Origin of the sequence: Streptomyces sp. NPDC059455, assembly GCF_042750115.1 — a bacterium.
Lineage (GTDB): Bacteria > Actinomycetota > Actinomycetes > Streptomycetales > Streptomycetaceae > Streptomyces > Streptomyces endocoffeicus.
The window spans coordinates 1-20,477 of sequence record NZ_JBHYVB010000104.1; the positions used below are offsets into that span (position 1 = coordinate 1).

Sequence of the window (20,477 nt, forward strand, 5' to 3'; positions counted from 1 at the left end):
GGGTCCAGGGGCGGAGCCCGTGGGATGGGGAAGGGGCGGGAGGGGAAAGCATCGCTACGCGGCTCCGCCGCGTGGTCCGCCGGACACCCGTAAGCCGCCACCGCGGCGGCCCGCGCAAGCCGAGCAGGCGAGCGCGCGCAGGAGGGCCCGGAGCACTCCGAAGCGCTGCGCGCCCGCGGTCCCGGGACACCCGCAGCGCCGCGTGGCGCGTGCGGCCGCCGTCCCGGGGGCCGGGATGCGGCGATGGGGCGCTCCCGGGTCGGGGGCGCCCCATCTGTTGGTGTGGCGGTCGGCGGGAGCCGGGTGCCGTCAGGCTCCGCGCAGGGTGGCGCCCGTGCGGTCGGCGGCCGCCGACACCGCGGCGTCCCGGGACGCCGCGATCTCCTCGGCGGTCAGCGTGCGGTCCGGGGCGCGGAAGCGCAGCGCGTAGGCCAGCGACTTCCTGCCCTCGCCGAGCTGCTCACCGGTGAAGACGTCGAACAGGCGGAAGGATTCGAGCAGTTCCCCCGCGCCCTCGCGCAGCGCCGTCTCGACCTCGGCCGCGGGCACGGACGCGTCCACGACCAGCGCGACGTCCTGGGTGGCCACCGGGAAGGTGGAGACGTGGGGCGCCTCCACACGGCCGGAGCCGGCCTGCTCCAGGCGGTCGAGCTCGATCTCCATCGCGCAGGTGCGCTCGGGCAGCCCCAGGGCCTTGGTGACCCGCGGATGCAGCTCACCAGCGTTGCCGACGAGGATCTCCTCGCCGTCGACGACGGCCAGCAGCGCGGCGCAGCGGCCCGGATGCCACGGGTCCTGCTGGTCCTGGCGGACGGTCAGCTCGGCGCCCGCCTCACGGGCCACGATCCGGCCCGCCTCGACGGCGTCGGCCCAGCTGACCGGGGTGCCCTTGCCCCACCAGCCGGCCTGCTCGCGGTCGCCCGCGAGGACGACGGCGGCGCGGCGCGGCTGGTGCGGCAGCGCCGCGTCGAGCCCGGCGATCTGCTCGTCGGTGGGACGGCGGTCGACGGGCAGGACGGCCGCGGGCGGCTCGTCACCGGTGGCGCGGAAGACCAGACCCGTCTCGAAGAGCGCGAGGTCGTGCTCACCGCGTCCGGCGTTGCGGCGCAGCGCGCCGAGCAGCCCGGGCAGCAGTGTCGTACGGAGCGCGGGCTCGGTGTCCGACAGCGGGTTGACCAGCCGGACCAGATCGCGCCGCGGGTCGTCGGCGGCCAGCCCGAACTGGTCGAGGACCTCCTCGCCGATGAACGGGTAGTTCGGCGCCTCGACGTATCCGGCCCCGGCGAGCGCCCGGCCGACCCGGCGGTGCAGCCGCTGACGCTCGGTCAGCCCGCGCCCGGCGGGGAGCTTGGGCAGGGTCGAGGGGAGGTTCTCGTACCCCTCGAGCCGGATGACCTCCTCGGCCAGGTCGTTGGGGTCGGTGAGGTCCGGCCGCCAGCTGGGGACGGTGACGGTGAGGTCGTCGGCGCCGTAGACATCACAGCCGATCTGCTGCAGCCGGCGCACCACGGTCTCGCGGCCGTAGGACACCCCCGCGACCTTGTCCGGGTGGTCGGCGGGCAGCGTGATGGTGTGCGGGGCGCTGGGCGCGATGATCTCGGTGACGCCCACCTCGGCGGTGCCGCCCGCGAGCAGCACCAGCAGATCGACGGTGCGCTGCGCCGCCGCCGAGGTGGCCTCGGGGTCGACACCGCGCTCGAACCGGCGGGACGCCTCGGAGGACAGCTTGTGGCGGCGGGCGGTGCGGGCGACCGAGACGGGGGCGAAGTGGGCGGCCTCGATGACGACCTCGGTGGTGCCCGCCACCTGGCCGGACTCGGGGTCGGCGGCGGTGTCCGCGATCTCGGTGTTGGCGCCGCCCATGACACCGGCGAGGCCGATGGGGCCGCTCTCGTCGGTGATGACGAGGTCCTCGGCGTCCAGGACGCGCTGGGTGCCGTCGAGGGTGGTGAGCTTCTCGCCGGGCTCCGCGCGGCACACCCCGATCGCCCCGGTGATCCGGGAGCGGTCGTAGGCGTGCAGCGGCTGGCCCAGTTCGAGCATCACGTAATTGGTGACGTCGACGGCGAGCGAGACCGGGCGCATCCCGGCCTTCTGGAGCCGGCGCTGGAGCCAGATCGGGGAGTGCGCCTCGGGGTCGAGCCCGGTGACGGTGCGGGCCGTGAAGCGGTCGCAGCCGACCGGGTCGGCGACCTTGACCGGGTAGCCGTGGCTGTTGGGCGCGGGCACGTCGAGGAGGGCCGGGTCGCTCAGCGGCAGCTCGTAGGCGGTCGCGGTCTCGCGGGCGACACCGCGCATCGACAGGCAGTAGCCCCGGTCGGGGGTGACGGCGATGTCGAGGACGTCGTCGACCAGCTGAAGCAGCTCGATGGCGTCGGTTCCGACCTCGTACTCCGGCGGGAGCACGATGATGCCGTCGTGGTCGTCGGACATGCCCAGCTCGCTGGCGGAGCAGATCATGCCGTGCGAGACCTTGCCGTAGGTCTTGCGCGCGGAGATCGCGAAGCCGCCGGGCAGCTCGGCACCGGGCAGCACGACCACGACCTTGTCACCGACCGCGAAGTTCCGGGCGCCGCAGACGATCTCCTGCGGCTCACCGGTGCCTCCCCCAGAGCCTTCGGCCTGGGAGGTACCCCCCGCCAAGCCGACGTCCACGGTGCAGAAGCGGATCGGCTTCTTGAAGCCCTCCAGCTCCTCGATGGTCAGCACCTGCCCGACGACCAAGGGGCCCTTGAGCCCGGCGCCGAGCTGCTCGACCGTCTCGACCTCGAGCCCGGCGGCGACGAGTTTGGCCTGTACGTCACGGCCGGTCTCACCGGCGGGCAGGTCGACGTACTCCCGCAGCCAAGAAAGCGGGACCCGCATCAGATCTCCATCCCGAAGGGCCGGGTGAAGCGCACATCACCCTCGACCATGTCTCGCATGTCTTCCACGTTGTGCCGGAACATCAGCATCCGCTCGATGCCGAAGCCGAAGGCGAAGCCGCTGTACCTGTCCGGGTCGACACCGCAGGCGATGAGCACCCGCGGGTTGACCATTCCGCAGCCGCCCAGCTCGATCCAGCCCTCGCTGGAGCAGGTGCGACAGGGCCGGTCCGGGTTGCCCACGGACTCGCCGCGGCACACGTAGCACAGCATGTCCATCTCGGCGGACGGCTCGGTGAACGGGAAGAAGTTCGGCCGCAGCCGGGTGGACATGCCCTCGCCGAACAGCGCCCGCACCATGTGGTCGAGCGTGCCCTTGAGGTCGGCCATGGTCAGGCCCTCGTCAATGGCGAGCAGCTCGACCTGGTTGAAGACGGGGGTGTGAGTGGCGTCCAGCTCATCGGTGCGGTAGGTGCGGCCCGGGCAGATCACATAGATGGGCGGCTCGCGGTCGATCATCGACCTGATCTGCACCGGCGAGGTGTGAGTGCGCAGCACCACACCGGAGCCCTCGCCGTCCTTGTCGCCCTTCGCTCCGCGCACGAAGAAGGTGTCCTGCATCTCGCGGGCGGGGTGGTCGGGCGGGAAGTTGAGCGCGTCGAAGTTGAACCACTCGGCCTCCACCTCGGGGCCCTCGGCCACCTCGTAGCCCATCGCCACGAAGACGTCCTCGATGCGCTCGGAGAACGTGGTGATCGGATGGCGGGCGCCGGCCGGGGTGCGGTCGTACGGCAAGGTGACGTCCACCGCCTCCTCGACCAGCACCCGGGCGTCACGCTCCGCCTCCAGCTCCTCCTGCCGGGTCTTCAGCGCCTGGTTGACCTGGCCGCGGGCCTGGCCGACGCGCTTGCCCGCGTCCGCCTTGGCGTGCGGCGGCAGGGCGCCGATCTCGCGGTTGGCGAGCGCCAGCGGCGAGCGGTCACCGGTGTGGGCGACCTTCACCTCGCGCAGCGCCTCGAGATCCCCGGCGGCGGTGATGGCGGCGAGCGCCTCGTCCCGCCTGCGGGCGATCTCTTCCGGTTTCAGTGCCTCGACCTCGACAGGGTCGTACGACTTATTGGGTGCCGACATCTCTTCCCGTGCTTCCGATTGTCCCCCAGCTACCGCTGGGAGGTGCCCCCTGGCTTCGCGACCCGGGCTCGACTGGCTGCGACCACTGCGCCCCGAGGGGGACGCCAAAGGTGCCAAAGCCCGAGTCTAAGGGGCGCGAGAGGGGTGCTGTCCCGGGGGACGCCGCGCGACGGCCGCCGCGCTCGGGGTCCGCCCCGTGCCGGAGAAGCCCGCGGGTGGCTCAGGCCAGATAGGCCGGGGTGCCCACGGGCAGGGTAAATCGGAACTCCGCGCCGCCGCCGCGGGCCCGGTCGACGGTGATCGCACCGCCGTGGGCCTCGACGATGCCCTTGACGATATAGAGCCCCAGGCCGGTGCCGCCGCGCTTGCTGCCCCGCCAGAAGCGGGTGAAGACACGGCTCATCGACTCCTCCGGGATACCGGGGCCCTCGTCGCTCACGGTGACGGCGGTCCTTTCGACAGTGGGGCCTTCAGCGGGGCCTTCCGCGACCGGCTTGGCCGGTGCGGGCGCTATATCAATGGTGACCGTTCCCTCGCCGTGGCGCACCGCGTTTTCCAGCAGGTTGCCCAGCACCTGATCGATCTTGTCCGGATCGGCCCACAGCCTGGGCAGCGGCCCCCTGACCCTGATCAGGAACCGCTCGGCGGTATGCCCGGCCGCGGTGAGCGCCTGCACATGGCGGCGGACGGCGGCGGCGAGGTCCACCGGCTGACGGCGCACCTCCAGCCGGCCGGAGTCGATCCGGGAGATGTCCAGCAGCTCGGCGATCAGCCGGGTGACCCGGTTGGCGTCGGCGTCGACGGTCTCCAGCATCAGCCGCTTCTGGTCGTCGGTGAACCGCTCCCACTTGGCCAGCAGCGTCGCCGTGAACCCCTTCACGGACGTCAGCGGCGAGCGCAGCTCATGGGCGACGGTCGCGATCAGCTCGGCATGGCTGCGCTCGGTGCGGCGGCGGGCCTCGGTGCCGCGCAGACAGACCACCACCCGGCGCACCGGCCCGGTCGGCCGCTCGCGCACATAGCGGGCCGAGACCAGCACCTCACGGCCGCCCGGCAGCAGCAGGTTCCGCTCGGGCTGACCGGCCCGGATGGCCAGCCCTCCATAGGGATCGGTCAGCGCCCACCAGCGCCGGCCGTCCAGGTCCTCTAACGGCAGGGCCACCTCGAGCCGACGGCCGATCGCGTCCGCCGGGTCGGTGGCGGTGATCCGGGCCGCCGCCGCGTTGAAGCACGTGACCAGGCCGGTCTCGTCGGCCACGACCAGGCCGTCGGGCAGCTCGTCGGGATGCGGCCCGAGCGCGTCCGGCACACCGCCGGGTACGCCGGGGTCCGCCCCCGTGTCCTCCCCGGTGGACGGGCGGCCGTGCCCGCCGGGCGCATGGGCTTCGGCCGCCCTGGCGCCGGAGGTCCTGACGTCCATCCCCACACCCCCTCTCGGGTCCCCTCCCAGAGGGGGCAACCCTACTAGGTCGATGTGACGGAGCGGCACCCTGCGGGAGCGCGCTGCGCACGAGCGGAGGCATAGAGGCACACGGCGGCGGCCGTGGCGAGGTTGAGGCTCTCGGCCCTGCCGTGAATCGGAACGCGCACCACCTCGTCCGCGAGTGCGCGGGTAGCCTCCGGCAGGCCCCATGCCTCATTGCCGAAGATCCAGGCGGTGGGGGCGCCCAGCAGCCCGTCGTCCAGCTCCGAGTCCAGGTCCCGCTCCCCCGCCCCGTCCGCGGCCAGCACCCGCGCCCCGGCCTCCCGCAGCCCGCTCACCGCGCGCTCGACGGGCACGCCGACGGCGACCGGGAGATGGAAGAGGGACCCGACGGAGGCGCGTACGGCCTTGGGGTTGTACGGGTCCACCGAGGCGTCCGTCAGCACGACCGCGTCCGCCCCGGCGGCGTCGGCGCACCGCAGCACGGTGCCGGCGTTGCCGGGGTCGCGGACGTTCGCGAGCACGGCGACGAGCTTCGGCCGGGCGGCCAGGATCTCCTCGAACGGCGAGTCCAGGAAGCGGCACAGCCCGACGATGCCCTGCGGGGTGACCGTGTCGGACATCTCGGCGACGACGTCATCGGTCGCGGAGAACACCGGGATGTCGGCGGCACGGGCCGCGTCGAGGATCTCCTGGTGCCGCTCGGCGGCCTCGGGGGTGGCGTACACCTCCACCAGATGCGCGACGGCCTCCCGTACCGCCTGCGGCCCCTCGACGATGAACCGCCGCTCCTTGCCGCGGAAGCTGCGCTTGGCCAGCCGCCGGGCGGCGGTGACGCGTGGCGATCGCAGGGACGTCAATTCGGGGGTCACCATGGGGTGGGTGCGCTTTCTCGTGTGGTGTGGTGGTTGCGCGGACTGGTCGTCACCTGATCGCGGCTGGGGCAGCGGCTGCCGACTGCGGGCATCGCCACGCGAGGCGGATTCCCCCACCCCGCCCCTCCCCGAAACCGGAGCCAAGCCCCCGGCCCCCCGGAGAGGTCGGCGGCACGCCCCGAAACCGGGGGCAAGCCCCGGACCCGGACGGGGCGGCGCGCCCACTCGCGGCGCCGGGCAAGCCCCGCCCCCGGGACGCGACAGCGGCGTACCCAGCCGCGGGCATCGCCTCGCGGGGCGGATTCCCCCACCCCGCCCCTTCCCGAAACCGGGGGCAAGCCCCAGGCCCCGGAGGGGCAGCGGGAGTGTCCAGCTGCGGCCCCCGATCCCCCGGAGCGGAGCGGAACGCACCCCGTTGTGGGCAATCGTCCCGCGGGGCGGGACGGGTGGGCACAACCCGACCACCGGGCCGCACCCGGGGACGAGACTCCAAGGGGCACACCCCGACCACCGGGCCGCGCCCGGGAAACGAGACCCCAAGGGGCACACCCCGACCACCAGGCCGCACTCGGCGACGAACCCCCGGGGGGCACCCCTGCCACCGGACGGCACCACGGAAACGAGACCCCAGGGGGCACAACCCAGCCACCGGGCCGCGCCCGGAGACGACGCCCCAGGGGGCACCGATATGCGCGAACCCGCAGGTGATGCCTTCACCTGCGGGTCCACTCGGCAAAGCTCAGCGCAGCGCTTACGCGGCCTTCGGCGCGTTCACATCGCTCGGCAGCGCCTTCTGCGCAGCCTCCACCAGCGCCGCGAACGCGTTCGCGTCGTTGACCGCGAGGTCCGCCAGAATCTTGCGGTCGACCTCGATGTTCGCGGCCTTCAGGCCCTGGATGAAGCGGTTGTACGTCATGCCATTGGCGCGGGCAGCGGCGTTGATGCGCTGGATCCACAGCTGGCGGAAGTCGCCCTTGCGCTTCTTGCGGTCGTTGTAGTTGTAGACCAGAGAGTGGGTGACCTGCTCCTTGGCCTTGCGGTACAGGCGGGAGCGCTGGCCCCGGTAGCCGCTGGCCTGCTCGAGGATCGCCCGGCGCTTCTTGTGGGCGTTGACTGCCCGCTTGACGCGTGCCACTTGTTAACTCCTTGTACAGGGCCGCGGGTAACTCACGCGGCCCGGAAACGAATAGGTCCGGGTCCCGGTCTGGCGCTCGCCTCACCCCGCCGGAGCGGGGCGGGGGCGTCACTTGCCGAGAAGCTTCTTGATCTTCTTGGCGTCGGCAGGGGCCATCTCGACCTTTCCGGCCAGGCGGCGCGTCAGCGTGGACGGCTTGTGCTCGAGAAGGTGGCGGCGACCGGCGCGCTGGCGCACCACCTTGCCGGAGCCGGTGAGCTTGAAGCGCTTGCTGGCACCGCTGTGCGTCTTGTTCTTCGGCATGTCGCCGTTCTCTCCTCGTCGGCGCGCTTCCGCCCCATCCGGGCGCGGCCCGATGGGGCCACGGACCGGTGTACACGGAAGCGTCTGTTATGTCGGTCTGTGTCGGGACCAGAGTCGCCAGGGTCCCGGGGGTCGAGGCTGACGCCTCGAACATCAGGCCTCGGCGGGCTCCTCGGCCGGCTGCTCCACGGACGCGTCCGGAGACTGGTCCAGGTGGGGAACGCCCTGGCGCTCCGCCTTGCGGGCTGCCTGCGCCTCACGGGCTTCGGCCATCGCCTCGGTCTTCTTCTTGTGCGGACCGAGAACCATGATCATGTTTCGGCCGTCCTGCTTGGGGTTGGACTCCACGAAGCCCAGATCCTGGACGTCCTCAGCGAGCCGCTGCAGCAGGCGGTAGCCCAGCTCGGGCCGGGACTGCTCGCGGCCACGGAACATGATCGTGATCTTGACCTTGTCGCCCTGCTTGAGGAACCGGACGACGTGACCCTTCTTGGTGTCGTAGTCGTGCGGATCGATCTTCGGCCGGAGCTTCATCTCCTTGATGACCGTGTGCGCCTGGTTCTTGCGCGCCTCACGGGCCTTCATGGCCGACTCGTATTTGAACTTTCCGTAGTCCATGAGCTTGCAGACCGGCGGACGGGCGGTCGCCGCCACCTCGACCAGGTCGAGGTCGTACTCCTGCGCAAGCTCCAGGGCCTTGGCAAGCGGCACAATGCCGACCTGCTCGCCACTGGGACCGACGAGTCGCACCTCGGGGACGCGAATCCGGTCGTTGATGCGGGGCTCGGCGCTGATGGATCCTCCTCGGTTGCACCACGCGACCGTCTGGCGGACTGCCGCGTAACGTCTCTTAGGTTGAGACCACCGCGTCGTGACGCACAAAACGCCCCGACGGGTACACAGGCGGGGCTCCTCATTGACCGGGAGCACCGCCGCGATATCACCGCGGGGCGCAGCCTGACCGATGACCTGCCGACCCGTGGGGTCGGGAGGTGGGAGCTGGGGAGCCTCCACTTGTGGGCCGGACACACAGGTGACCGGCCGGTCGTTTATCTACGATACCAGCACCCGCGCGGGATGCTCACCCGCCGTGTCCCCGCCATCCGCCGTTCCCTCGGTCCCCCGCTCTCTCACTTCCCCCATCCCTCCCGTTCCTCCCGCTCCTGTGAACTCACCCGCCCCGTGCGTACGGCGCTAGGCGGACGCCTAGGCTGGGGCACACCGTCCATCAGGAAGTGAGCCCCGACCACCATGAGTGACGCCAACGCCGGGCAGCCGCCGGCCCCCGACTTCGACCGGATGACCCGGGACATCGCGGATGTGCCCGCCGTCGAGGTGATCACCACGGTCGCGGTGCACCTGATGAGCGCCGCCGCGGTCAATCTGGGCCTGGCCGAGGAGGGCCCCCAGCACAAGGATCTGGACGAGGCGCGGAAGCTGATCAACGCCCTGGCGGGGCTGGTCACGGCCAGCGCCACGGAGATCAGCTCCTTCCACGCCGCTCCGCTGCGGGACGGCCTGAAGTCCCTCCAGCTCGCCTTCCGCGAGGCGTCGGTGGTGCCGGACGAGCCGGGGCAGGGGCCCGGCGAGAAGTTCACCGGCCCGATCTTCGGCTGACCAACTCGGGCCGCCTCCACGCCCCTTGTCGCTCAGGCCGCCTCCGGGCCCTTGGCCTCCGGGCCGCCCGCCTCGGGGCGGTGGCCGCCGCGCATGCGTCCCCACGGCCCGGTCGCCGGGGGCGGATGCGCCTCCTCCCGCTCGGCCTGGCCGGCCGGATGGAGATGGGTGAACCGGTGCACCGCCGCGGCGAGCACCCCGCCGACCAGCGGCGCCACGATGAACAGCCACAGCTGGCCCAGCGCGTCGCCGCCCGCGAAGATCGCGGGGCCGAAGCTGCGCGCCGGATTGACCGAGGCCCAGGTCAGCGGGATGCCGATCAGATTGGCCGCGGCGAGGGCAAGGCCCACCGGAACCGGTTCGGCGCCGACCAGCGGCACCGCGTGGGTCACCGTGAGGAAGACGAAGACCAGCAGGAAGGTCAGCAGCACCTCGGCGAGGAAGGCCCCGCCCGCGCCCATGCCCACCGGTGAGCGGCCGCCGTAGCCGTTGCTGCCGAAGGCGCCGGCCGTCTGGAGCCGGGGCACCTGGTTGGCGAGCAGGAAGAGGATCGCCGCGCCCACGATCGCGCCGACGAACTGCGCGACCCAGTACTGGACGGCCGTACGGATGTCGATGCGCCTGGCCAGCAGCACACCGAGGGTCACCGCCGGGTTGATGTGGCAGCCCGAGATGCGTCCGAACGCAAAGGCGATCGCGATCAGCGTGAAGCCGAAGGCGAGCGAGATCCCGAGGGCGTTGATGTAGTCGCCCGCCAGGACCAGCGAGCCGACTCCGAAGAGGACCAGCATCGCGGTCCCGATGAACTCCGCTACGACCGTTCTCGTCTCCATGGCGCTCTCCTCACGCAGATTCCGACCGCCAGTCGCCTAAGCATTGTGGGCGGAATCGGGAGGATTCGCCTGTTGGTCCGAATGGGGAGGGCCGGGCCCGGCCCTCAGCGGGTGAAGAGCGGCTCGCCGGGAACCTGCGCGTCCGGCGGCAGCAGCGCCAGGGTCAGCCCGCGCACCAGCCGCGCCCGCAGCACCTCGTCGGAGGCCAGGGCGCCCGCCACCCGATGCGCCGTCTCGCGCGCGGGCGCCTCCGGCGCCAAGGCGAGCGCGAGCATCCCGTCGGCGTCCGCCGCCGGGGCCAGATGGGCCCGGAGCACCTCCGGCTCGGCGGCCAGCACGGTGCGCACCGCCTCGGTCACGGCCGGGTCGGCGAGCGGATCGGCGCTGGTCCGCCCCTCGGCGAGGGCCAGCAGGGCGGGGCCGGTCAGCTGGTACGGCACCGGGCCCGCGAGGTCCAGGACCAGGGTGTCCGCCTTCTCATGGGCGGTGGCCTCCAGCGCCTGGCGCAGCGGTACGGCCACGGGCCGGGCGTCCGGGCGCCAGCGGGCCAGCGTCTCGAGCGAGGTGAACGCGGGCAGCGCGCGCCGACCGTCGGGGGCCTGCAGCGTGGGCACCGCCATATCGCTGGTCTTGTCACGGCGCAGCCTGCCCGCCCGTCGCCCGCCACCACCCTCAACGGACGCTTCGCGCGGCTTGGATTCCACCTCCTCGGCCTCACCGAGTATCGCCACCACCGGGACGAGCAGGCGGGCGTCGGTGAGCGCGGCGAGCACCTCCGGTTCGGCCGAGCGGTCATCGGCCCAGGCCGCGAGTGCCGCGGTCAGCCGGGGGTCGGCGGAGCCGTCGTCGCCGGAGAAGCCGGGGTCGGGAATGTTCTTGAGCGCCACGTCATGAGGGTATCGACAGCGAGGAGACCGAGATCCCCCGCACCCCCACCCAGGGCAGGGGCGGCAGTGAAGGAGACGGTGTGGAACGCGTGAACGACGGCGGCCCGGCCCCGTCCGCCCTGTCCGGTGCGGGCGGGCTGAGCGGCGCGCTCGCAGACGCGCTCGCGCCCGTGGCCGTGACCGCGGGCTCCGCCGCGGACTTCTCGGTCGCCGTCCTGGAGCCCGGATCGGGGGCGAGCGGGGCCCATGGCGACGGCTCGTACGCCACGGCGAGCGTCATCAAGGTCGGCATCCTCGCGGCGCTGCTGCTCGGGGCGCAGGACGAGGGGCGGCGGCTGACCGCTCAGGAGCGCTCGTACGCCACCGTGATGATCGAGCGGAGCGACAACGACGCGGCGACGGCGCTGTGGGGGACGATCGGCGGGGGATGCGGCCTCGAGGCCGCGCTGGGACGGCTCGGGCTGACCGATACCCACGCTGACGACCGCGGACGCTGGGGTCTGACGCACACCACCGCGTCCGATCAGCTGGCCCTGCTGCGCGCGGTCTTCCTGGACGGCTCCCCGCTGAGCGCGCGCTCGCAGGCGTATCTGCGGACGCTGATGGGCCGCGTCATCGCCGGTCAGAGTTGGGGCATCTCGTCCGCCGCGGACGGCACCGGCGCCGGGACCCGGCTCAAGAACGGCTGGATGCCCCGCGACGCCACCGGCCTGTGGGTCGTCAACAGCATCGGCGAGGTGACGGCGAACGGTCGGCCGTATCTGATCGCGGTGCTGTCCGCGGGCAGTGCCGACCAGGAGTGCGGGGTGGCGCTGGTGGAACAGGTGGCCCGGACGGCCGTGGCGACGACCGCCGCACACGCAACGCGGTAGGCGGCCCGCTCCGGGACGGCCCCCCGCCGACGACCGCCGCCGGGCCTTCCGACGACGCAGCCGCCGGGCGCGGCTCAGGGCCGACGGAACCCCGTCAGCGGTGCGCCCGGCAGCGGCCTCCGCCGGTCATCGCGCCGGCCGGGCGCCGCTCAGCGCGTACGCGTCCCCGGCAACAGCCCCCGCAGTCGCGGGGGCACCCGCAGGGGGCCCGAGCCGCGCCATAGGGATATCGCGGCGACGACCAGGGCCGTGCCGGCGAGGCCGGCGAGGAGGGCCATCTGGTTGGGGCCGGAGTCGTCGTGGGCGCTCTGGGTGTGGCCGGGGCCGTTGCCGAAGTAGCGGTTCGGGGAGGTGGCCGCGGCGGGTCGCTGGGCCTCGGGCTTCATCTTGTCGCCCGCGGTGATCGCCGCCGCCGGGTTCACCAGGCCCGCGCCGAGGTCGTCGCTGCGGCCGCCCTCGGGGACGTCCTGGGCGGTCCGGGTGAGGAGCCCGCGGATCTGGCGCGGGCTCAGGTCGGGGTGGGCGGCGCGGACGAGGGCGACGGAGCCGGAGACGAAGGCGGCGGCGGCGCTGGTGCCCCAGCCCTCGTAGTAGCGCTTGTCGGGGTCGGCGATGACCACGTCGACGCCGGGTGCGCAGACGGTGGCGTACCAACGGCGGGTGGAGAAAGCGGCGCGGGAGCCGTAGCGGTCCACGGCGGTCACGGCGATCACCCCGGGGTAGGCGGCCGGGTAGGAGACCCGGTCGCCCTTCTCGCCTCCGTTGCCCGCGGAGGCGACCACGACCGCGCCCTTGCGCAGCGCGTACTGCACGGCGGCGTCCTCGGCGGCCTCGGGGTGGGCGGAGGAGCTGTCGTCGCCGAGCGAGAGGTTGATGACGTCGGCGCCGTGGTCGGCCGCCCAGCGGATCCCGGCGGCGAGCGCGCCGCCCCGGGTCGAGCGGGCCTTCTTACGGTCGGGATCGGAGTCCTCGAGGATGACCCGCACCGGCAGGATCCGCGCCTTCGGGGCGACGCCCAGCACGCCCTCGCCGCCGGACGCGCCGTGGCCGTGCCCGGCGATGATCCCGGCCATGGCGGTGCCGTGGCGGGCCCAGGCGCGTTCGCCGCGCCGGGCGCCGAAGCCGATGAGGTCCTTCCCCGGCTCCACCTGGCCTTCGAGGTCGGGGTGGCCGTCGTCGACGCCGGTGTCGAGGACGGCGACGGTGATCCCGGAGCCCTTGGTGGTCTGCCATGCCTCGCGGACGTGGAGGGTGTCCAGCGCCCATTCCTGCGCCTGTATGCCGTCGGCGTATCCGGGCGCCGCGGGCACCAGGGTCAGCCCGGCGGCGGCGAGGGCCACGGCGAGGCGCCGCCCGATCCCGGTCATGACGTGGTCTCCGTGAACGTGGCCAGGGCCCGGCGGAATCCGGCCTCGATGGCGTCGGCGATGCCCCGGGCGTCGTTGCCGAGGCCGGACTGCGCGGGGGCCGAGGTGGCGCCGCGCTGGGTGGCCTCGCCCGCCGACTGCGGGTCGGTGACCTCACGGCCGTCGGCGAAGCCGGTGACGGTGTAGACGACGGCGGGGGCGTCGGTGAGGATCCGGATCCGCCAGCTGGCGCGCTGGTCGTCGCCGAAACCGGCCGCGGCGGTGCCCTTGGCGGCGTATGTGCGGGGCATGAGATCGGTGCGCTCGTCCAGCTTCTCGGTGACGAAGCGCTGCTGCAGCGCCCGCATTCCGGTGGGGCCGGAGGTGGTGATCAGCACTCCGACGGTGGTGACGCTGGTGCTGGTGGCGTCGGTGTACGTGGCGCGCACCAGCCGTTTGCAGCCCACCGGGGCCAGCGCCTTGGCGAGCAGCGGATCGAATCCGCCGCCGCAGCTGCTGTCGGGGGCGACGGCTATCCGGGTCCAGACGCGGTCGGCGCCACCGGGGCCCTCGCCCTTGCCGCGCAGGGTGCGCGGGAAGAGGTCGTCCACGGCGATGCTGTGCCAGGCGGAGCGGGCGTGGGCGTAGGTGTCGGCGGTGGACGGCGCGGCGCCGGGGTCGTCGCCCAGCCAGCTTCCGGCCGCCGCCCCGCCGAGCAGCCCGAGCCCGAGGACGAGACTCGCGGCGGCGGCCGCCGTACGGCTGGGGGGACGGCGCCGACCGAACGGCCCGCCGACCGCGAAGAGCCCGCCGGTGCGCGGAGGCACGGACGGGCGCGGCGGTGTCGAGGGCTGCGGGGGCACCCGGGTGCCGGGCGCCTCGGTGGTGCCTCTGGGGAACGGGGCCTTCGCGCGTACGCCGAGAACGGGCGTCTCCGGATCGGGGGTGAACCCGGGCGTGGTGGGGCGCGGAGGGGGCGCGGAAGGCCGCTCGGGCGCCGTGCGCGGGGGTTGTGCGGGGCGTGGTGGGGGCGTGCCGTGGGGTGAGTGCGCCTGTTCCGCGTCGGTGCTCACCCGCGCCCCCTCGCACCCGTCGAGACCTGCTTCACCTGGCTCCGTCCGGTTCGCCGCGCCACCGCACCGCCTTTCGGGCAGGCGGGCCCGTATACGGACAACACGCCGCTGACCTGCCGGTCGTGGCGTGCGCGACACTCTACGGCCAGCCGGGGGCCCTGCGCACCGGCCGCCCTCTACCCAGTGGTAATAGCGGTCTGGCAAGCTGCGTCCATGTCCGCTGCCGCCGCTGAACGGGCCCGGTACGACCGGGCCACCGCCCATCTCGAAGCCCCCGTGGCGATTGTCGACGTGGAAGCCTTCGACGACAACGCACGGGATCTGGTCCGCAGGGCGGGAGGCAAACCGATCCGCGTGGCCAGCAAATCGGTGCGCTGCCGTGCGCTGTTGGAGCGGGCGCTCGCGTTCGACGGCTTCGCGGGGATCATGAGCTTCACGCTCCCGGAGTCGCTGTGGCTGGCCCGCGAGGGGTTCGACGACGTGCTGCTCGCCTACCCCTCCGCCGACCGGGACGGCTTCGCCACCCTGACCGGCGACCCCAAGCTGGCCGAGGCCCTGACCGTCATGGTGGACGACTTCGCCCAGCTCGATCTGATCGACAGCGTTCGTGCCGGGACCGAAGAGGTCCGGGTCTGCCTGGAATTGGACACCTCGCTGCGGATGCTCGGCGGGCGGGTACGGGTCGGGACGCTGCGCTCACCGCTGCGCGAACCGGAGCAACTGGCCGCCCTGGCGCGGGCGGTCACCGACCGCCCCGGCTTCCGGCTGGTCGGGCTGATGGCGTACGAGGGGCATGTGGCGGGCGTGGGCGACGCGGTGCCCGGGAGCCCGCTGCGCTCGCGCGCCATCCGGCTGATGCAGTCCATGGCGCGCCGGGAGCTCGCGGCGCGCCGGGCCGCGGCCGTACGGGCGGTGCGGGCCGTGGCGGACCTGGAGTTCGTCAACGGCGGCGGTACGGGCAGTGTGCAGCACACCGCCGCGGAGGACGCGGTGACCGAGATCGCCGCCGGATCCGGGCTCTACCAGCCGCGTCTGTTCGATCACTACACCTCGTTCCGCGGCCGCCCGGCGGCCCTGTTCGCCCAGCCGGTGGTGCGCCGTCCCGGGGTGGGCGTGGTGACGGTGCTCGGCGGCGGCTATCCGGCGTCGGGCGCGGCGGGCCGGGACCGGCTGCCGGTGCCGTATCTGCCGGAGGGGCTGGTGTACGACTCGATGGAGGGGCCGGGCGAGGTGCAGACCCCGCTGCTTGGCACGGCCGCCGACGATCTGCTGATCGGCGACAAGGTGTGGTTCCGGCACGCCAAGGCCGGTGAGCTGTGCGAGCGGTTCGACACGCTGCGGCTGATCGAGGGGGACCGGGTGGTGGCCGAGGTGCCGACGTACCGGGGCGAGGGCAGGACGTTCCTCTGACCGATACCTTTCGAGCAACGACCGGAATGCGCCGACAGCGCGTCTAGATGGACCGGCCGTCGCCCGCCAGTGCCTCGATGCCCTTGACGATCTTGTCCATGTCGCTGAGCGGCGGCGCCTTGTCGCTCTCGTCGAACCCGAAGCGCACCACGACCATCGTGTCGGGCATGGTGGGCGAGGGGAACGCCACCGACTGGACGATGCCGTCGTCGCCCTTCTTCGTCACCACCTTCCAGCGGACCAGATAGCCCTTCTTGCCCGCGACCTCGACCGCCGACGCCTTCAGCTGCTTATGGGAGGTGATCCCGCCGTACGCCTTGCGATCGGTGTCCTGGTCCGTGCCGTAGGACTCCTCGGCGTTCTGCGCGATGTCCTCCTTGGCTATGCCCTTGGCGGAGGTGGCCTTGTAGCCCTCGGCGGTCCGGGAGAAGGCGCCGCCGCGCACACAGTCGGTGGACGGGTCGCCCGGGCAGGGGTAGCGGGAGGTGGTGACGCCCGCGCCGCCGGAGCTGCTGCGCCCCGCCTGCCAGCCGGAGAGCACCGGCAGGCTGATGCCGTTGCCCGGGTCCGGGGCGGTGTCCGGGTCGTAGCTGGGCGGTGCGCTGGGGCTCTCGGTGGGCCCCTCCGAGGGGTTGTCCGGGGTGGGGAGGTCCGGGGCCGGGTCGCCGCCGTCGTCCGGCGCGGAGGTGCTGGGGGCGGGCCCGGTCTGGGCGTTCCCACCGCCGTCGCCGCCGTCGCCCAGCAGCACGATGCCACCGACGATCGCGGCGACGACGACGCCGACGGCGACGGAGAGCGCCGCGATCCTCGGCCCGCGGCCCCGGCTGTGGCCGTGTCCCCCCTGCCGCCCTGGCAGGTAGGGGGGCGGCGGCGGGCCGAAGGCCGGGTCCGCGGCGCCCGAGGCATCACGGGTGTACTCGGTCCAGGCCGAGCCGTCCCACCACCGTTCCATGGCGGGGCCGTTACCTGCGTAGCCGGGATCGGGGTACCAGCCGGGGGGCGTGTTCATGGTCACATGGTCAGACTATGGCCAGGGGTGGGGTCCGTACACCGTGGATAGCAGGACTACGCACCCGGACTACAACGGCGTGACATATGCCCCGGCGATCCCGCCGTCCACGAGGAACTCGGCGGCGTTGACGAAGGACGCGTCATCGCTGGCCAGGAAGGCCACGGCGGAGGCGATCTCCTCCGGTTCGGCGAACCGGCCCACCGGCACGTGCACCAGCCGGCGCCGGGCCCGCTCCGGGTCCTTGGCGAACAGCTCCTTCAGCAGCGGGGTGTTGACCGGCCCCGGGCACAGCGCGTTGACCCGGATGCCCTCGCGGGCGAACTGCACGCCCAGTTCGCGGGACATGGCCAGCACCCCGCCCTTGGAGGCGGTGTAGCTGATCTGGGAGGTGGCGGCGCCCATCACGGCCACGAACGAGGCGGTGTTGATGATGGAGCCCCGGCCCTGCCGCCGCATGTACGGCAGCGCGGCCTTGCAGCACAGATAGACGGAGGTGAGGTTGACCTCCTGGACCCGCTTCCAGGCGTCGAGCCCGGTGGTGAGGATCGAGTCGTCGTCGGGCGGGGAGATCCCGGCGTTGTTGAACGCGATGTCCACCGAACCGTAGGTGTCGAAGGCGGTCTTGAAGAGCGCCTCGACCTGCTCGGGGTCGGTCACGTCCACTCGCACGTAGAGCCCGCCGACCTCGTCGGCGGCGGCCTTGCCCGCGCTCTCGTCGATATCGGCGCAGACGACCTGCGCGCCCTCGGAGGCCAGGCGGCGCGCGGTGGCCAGGCCGATGCCGCTGCCCGCTCCGGTGATGACGGCGGTACGGCCCACCAGGCGGCGGCACACGGGGGTCTCGGTCACGTCACTGCTCCTCGGTGCTGATGAAGACGTTCTTGGTCTCGGTGAAGGCGGCAAGGGCGTCGGGGCCCAGCTCCCGGCCCAGGCCGGACTGCTTGTAGCCGCCGAAGGGGGTGGCGTACCGCACGCTGCTGTGCGAGTTGACGGACAGGTTCCCGGCGGCGACGGCGCGCGAGACCCGGACCGCGCGGCCCACGTCACGGGTCCAGATCGAACCGGACAGGCCGTAGTCGGTGGCGTTGGCCAGCCGTACGGCGTCGGCCTCGTCCTCGAAGGGGAGGACGACGGCGACGGGGCCGAAGATCTCCTCCACGGCGGTGCGGTCCCCGGGGCCGGTGGCCTCCAGCACGGTGGCCGGGTACCAGAACCCCTTGCCCTTCGGGGCCTCGCCGCGGATCGCGGCGGGCGCGTCCTCGGGTACGTAGGACCGTACGCGCTCCCGCTGGGCGGCCGAGATCAGCGGGCCCATGGCGGTGGCGGGGTCGGCCGGGTCGCCGACCGCGAAGGACGTCACGGCGGGCGCCAGCAGCTCCATGAACCGGTCGTAGACGCCACGCTGGACCAGGATGCGGCTGCGGGCGCAGCAGTCCTGTCCGGTGTTGTCCAGGAAGGAGCCGGGCGCGGCGGCCGCGGCGCGCTCGAGGTCGGCGTCGGCGAAGACGATGTTCGGGCTCTTGCCGCCGAGTTCGAGGGTCACCCGCTTCACGCCCGCGGCGCATTTGGCCATGATCTCCTTGCCGACGGCCGTGGAGCCGGTGAAGACGACCTTGGCGACGCCGGGGTGCTCGACCAGCGCGGCGCCCGCGACCGGCCCGGCCCCGGGCAGCACCTGGAAGAGCCCCTCGGGCAGGCCCGCCTCCGGGGCGAGTTCGGCCAGCCGGAGCGCGGTGAGCGGGGTGGTCTCGGCCGGTTTGAGGACGACGGCGTTTCCGGCGGCCAGGGCGGGCGCGGTGCCCCAGGCGGCGATCGGCATGGGGAAGTTCCACGGCGCGATGACCGCGACCACGCCCAGCGGCTCATGGAAGGTGACGTTCAGACCACCGGCCACCGGGATCTGGGCGCCGCTCAGCCGCTCCGCTCCCCCGGCCGCGTAGTCCAGCAGATCGCGCACATTGCCCGCCTCCCAGCGGGCGTTGCCGATCGGATGGCCCGCCTCGCGGACCTCGAGGGCGGCCAGCTCCTCGAGGTGCCCGTCCACGGCGGCGGCGAAGCGGCGCAGCAGCCGGGCGCGGTCGGCGGGCGCGAGCGCGGCCCAGCCGCGCTGCGCCTCGGTGGCGCGGGCCACGGCGGCGGCCACCTCGTCCGGGGTGGCGGCGGGGACGGTGGCGATGACCTCCTCGGTGGCCGGGTTGAGGATGTGGTGTTCGTGGGGGTGTTCGGTGCTCACTCGCTGGTTCCTCACATGCGCTCGAAGGACCGGAAGCGCTCCCAGTCCGTGACGGCGGTGTCATAGGCGTCCTGCTCGACGCGCGCCATGTTGAGGTAGTGCTCGACCACCTCGTCGCCGAAGGCGGCCCGCGCTATGGGGCTGTTCCGCCACAGCTCGGCGGCGTCGCGCAGCGAGGTCGGGACGTGCTCGGCGTCGCCGGTGTAGGCGTTGCCGGTACAGACCTCGGGCAGCTCCAGCTCCTGTTCCACGCCGTGGAGCCCGGCGGCCACCATCCCGGCCACGGCCAGGTACGGGTTGACATCGCCGCCGGGGAGCCGGTTCTCCAGGCGGTGGGAGGGGCCGTGGCCGATGATCCGCAGCGCGCAGGTGCGGTTGTCCGGGCCCCAGGCGACGGCGGTGGGCGCGAAGGAGCCGGGGCGGAACCGCTTGTAGGAGTTGATGTTCGGGGCGTAGAGCAGGGTGAAGTCGCGCATCGCCGCGATCTGTCCGGCGAGGAAGTGGCGCATGGTCTTCGACATGCCGTACTCACCGTCGTCGTCGGCGAGCACGGAGTGCCCGGCCTCGTCGCGCAGCGAGAGGTGGATATGGCAGGAGTTGCCCTCGCGCTCGTCGTACTTGGCCATGAAGGTGAGCGCCATGCCCTCCTGGGCCGCGATCTCCTTGGCGCCGGTCTTGTAGACGGCGTGCTGGTCGCAGGTGGTCAGGGCGTCGTCGTAGCGGAAGGCGATCTCGTGCTGGCCGAGGTTGCACTCCCCCTTGGCCGACTCGACGGTCATCCCGGCGGCGCCCATCTCGTTGCGGATGCGGCGCAGCAGGGGCTCGACCCGGCCGGTGCCGAGGACCGAGTAGTCGACGTTGTACTGGTTGGCGGGGGTCAGTCCGCGGTAGCCGGTGTTCCACGCCTGCTCGTAGCTGTCCCTGAAGACCATGAACTCCAGCTCGGTGCCGGTGTACGCGGTCCAGCCGCGTTCGGCGAGCCGGTCGAGCTGACGGCGCAGGATCTGGCGCGGGGAGGCGACCACCGGGCTGCCGTCGTGCCAGGCGAGGTCGGCGGTGAGGAGGGCGGTGCCGGGGTTCCAGGGGGTGCGGCGCAGGGTGGCGGTGTCGCCGTGCATGGCGAAGTCGCCGTAGCCGCGCTCCCAGGAGGACATGGCGTAGCCGTCGACGGTGTTCATGTCGGTGTCGACGGCGAGGAGGTAGTTGCAGCCCTCGGTGCCGTGTGCAAGGACATCGTCGAGGAAGAAGCGGGCGGCGAACCGCTTGCCCTGGAGCCTTCCCTGCATATCGGTGAAGGCCAGGACGACGGTGTCGATCTCCCCGGCGGCGACCAGTCTGGTCAGCTCGTCGACCGAGAGCGGGGGCGTGCGGTCTGCCACGGTGGGGCCTCCTGCGTCGGAGAATGCGGGGGAACGGAGGGTGCGGAGAGGGGTTGGGGGGCGTGGGGTGGCCTTAAGGTAATA

General features: G+C 73.0%; 18 protein-coding genes. 3 read left to right on the forward strand and 15 right to left on the reverse strand.

Annotation, left to right across the window (positions count from 1 at the left end; translation table 11 throughout):
- Positions 1–309: 309 nt before the first annotated feature.
- The 7 genes from pheT to infC form a co-directional block, all read right to left on the reverse strand.
- Positions 310–2,865 (reverse strand): phenylalanine--tRNA ligase subunit beta, encoded by a 2,556-nt coding sequence (gene pheT / locus ACFXB5_RS31135; protein WP_385213956.1) that lies wholly within the window; start codon positions 2,863–2,865, stop codon positions 310–312.
- Positions 2,865–3,995, reverse strand: coding sequence for a phenylalanine--tRNA ligase subunit alpha (gene pheS, locus ACFXB5_RS31140; protein WP_385213959.1), 1,131 nt, complete (start codon positions 3,993–3,995; stop codon positions 2,865–2,867). The genes pheT and pheS overlap by 1 nt, the downstream gene beginning before the upstream one ends.
- A 220-nt stretch (positions 3,996–4,215) precedes the next feature.
- A complete protein-coding gene (locus ACFXB5_RS31145) occupies positions 4,216–5,415 on the reverse strand; it encodes an ATP-binding protein (protein ID WP_385213961.1) in 1,200 nt (399 codons plus the stop codon).
- A 44-nt stretch (positions 5,416–5,459) separates the two neighbouring features.
- Entirely contained in the window at positions 5,460–6,293 is an 834-nt protein-coding gene (locus ACFXB5_RS31150; RefSeq protein ID WP_385213963.1) for a TrmH family RNA methyltransferase, read from the reverse strand.
- Positions 6,294–7,044: 751 nt separating this feature from the next.
- Positions 7,045–7,428: a 50S ribosomal protein L20 gene (gene rplT / locus ACFXB5_RS31155; protein WP_009713826.1), complete on the reverse strand. Its 384-nt coding sequence runs from the start codon at positions 7,426–7,428 to the stop codon at positions 7,045–7,047.
- Between the two features lie 108 nt (positions 7,429–7,536).
- Entirely contained in the window at positions 7,537–7,731 is a 195-nt protein-coding gene (rpmI, locus tag ACFXB5_RS31160) for a 50S ribosomal protein L35 (protein ID WP_020867203.1), read from the reverse strand.
- 153 nt (positions 7,732–7,884) lie between these two features.
- On the reverse strand, positions 7,885–8,526 hold the full coding sequence (infC, locus tag ACFXB5_RS31165) for a translation initiation factor IF-3 (protein ID WP_307841431.1): 642 nt from the start codon (positions 8,524–8,526) through the stop codon (positions 7,885–7,887).
- 456 nt (positions 8,527–8,982) lie between these two features.
- Here infC and ACFXB5_RS31170 point away from each other — a divergent pair, with 456 nt between their 5' ends.
- Entirely contained in the window at positions 8,983–9,348 is a 366-nt protein-coding gene (locus ACFXB5_RS31170) for a DUF1844 domain-containing protein (protein WP_044568691.1), read from the forward strand.
- Between the two features lie 32 nt (positions 9,349–9,380).
- On the opposite strand, the gene ACFXB5_RS31175 is transcribed toward ACFXB5_RS31170, so the two are convergent.
- Together ACFXB5_RS31175 and ACFXB5_RS31180 are read right to left on the reverse strand one after the other, a co-directional pair.
- Complete coding sequence (locus ACFXB5_RS31175) at positions 9,381–10,181, reverse strand: aquaporin (protein WP_385213966.1); 801 nt, start codon at positions 10,179–10,181, stop codon at positions 9,381–9,383.
- Between the two features lie 104 nt (positions 10,182–10,285).
- The gene (locus tag ACFXB5_RS31180) at positions 10,286–11,068 is read right to left on the reverse strand and encodes an SseB family protein (protein ID WP_385213968.1); all 783 of its coding nucleotides are present in this window, start codon (positions 11,066–11,068) and stop codon (positions 10,286–10,288) included.
- Positions 11,069–11,148: 80 nt separating this feature from the next.
- On the opposite strand from ACFXB5_RS31180, the gene ACFXB5_RS31185 reads away from it, so the two are divergent.
- Positions 11,149–11,940, forward strand: coding sequence for a serine hydrolase (locus ACFXB5_RS31185; RefSeq protein WP_385213971.1), 792 nt, complete (start codon positions 11,149–11,151; stop codon positions 11,938–11,940).
- Positions 11,941–12,089: 149 nt separating this feature from the next.
- Here the strand turns inward: ACFXB5_RS31185 and mycP are convergent, their stop codons facing one another.
- Both mycP and ACFXB5_RS31195 read right to left on the reverse strand, forming a co-directional pair.
- Complete coding sequence (mycP, locus tag ACFXB5_RS31190) at positions 12,090–13,307, reverse strand: type VII secretion-associated serine protease mycosin (protein WP_385213974.1); 1,218 nt, start codon at positions 13,305–13,307, stop codon at positions 12,090–12,092.
- Positions 13,304–14,359: a hypothetical protein gene (locus tag ACFXB5_RS31195; RefSeq protein ID WP_385213976.1), complete on the reverse strand. Its 1,056-nt coding sequence runs from the start codon at positions 14,357–14,359 to the stop codon at positions 13,304–13,306. The genes mycP and ACFXB5_RS31195 overlap by 4 nt, the downstream gene beginning before the upstream one ends.
- Before the next feature lie 213 nt (positions 14,360–14,572).
- Between ACFXB5_RS31195 and ACFXB5_RS31200 the strand changes: the two genes are divergently transcribed.
- The gene (locus tag ACFXB5_RS31200; RefSeq protein WP_385213979.1) at positions 14,573–15,769 is read left to right on the forward strand and encodes an amino acid deaminase/aldolase; all 1,197 of its coding nucleotides are present in this window, start codon (positions 14,573–14,575) and stop codon (positions 15,767–15,769) included.
- A 43-nt stretch (positions 15,770–15,812) separates the two neighbouring features.
- Here the strand turns inward: ACFXB5_RS31200 and ACFXB5_RS31205 are convergent, their stop codons facing one another.
- The 4 genes from ACFXB5_RS31205 to ACFXB5_RS31220 form a co-directional block, all read right to left on the reverse strand.
- Entirely contained in the window at positions 15,813–16,778 is a 966-nt protein-coding gene (locus ACFXB5_RS31205) for a DUF2510 domain-containing protein (protein ID WP_385213982.1), read from the reverse strand.
- 69 nt (positions 16,779–16,847) lie between these two features.
- Positions 16,848–17,630, reverse strand: coding sequence for a 3-oxoacyl-ACP reductase (locus ACFXB5_RS31210; RefSeq protein WP_385213984.1), 783 nt, complete (start codon positions 17,628–17,630; stop codon positions 16,848–16,850).
- A gap of 1 nt (position 17,631) precedes the next feature.
- Positions 17,632–19,014, reverse strand: a complete 1,383-nt coding sequence (locus ACFXB5_RS31215; RefSeq protein WP_385213986.1) for an aldehyde dehydrogenase family protein — start codon at positions 19,012–19,014, stop codon at positions 17,632–17,634.
- A gap of 11 nt (positions 19,015–19,025) precedes the next feature.
- The gene (locus tag ACFXB5_RS31220; RefSeq protein ID WP_385213989.1) at positions 19,026–20,393 is read right to left on the reverse strand and encodes a glutamine synthetase family protein; all 1,368 of its coding nucleotides are present in this window, start codon (positions 20,391–20,393) and stop codon (positions 19,026–19,028) included.
- Positions 20,394–20,477: the final 84 nt, after the last annotated feature.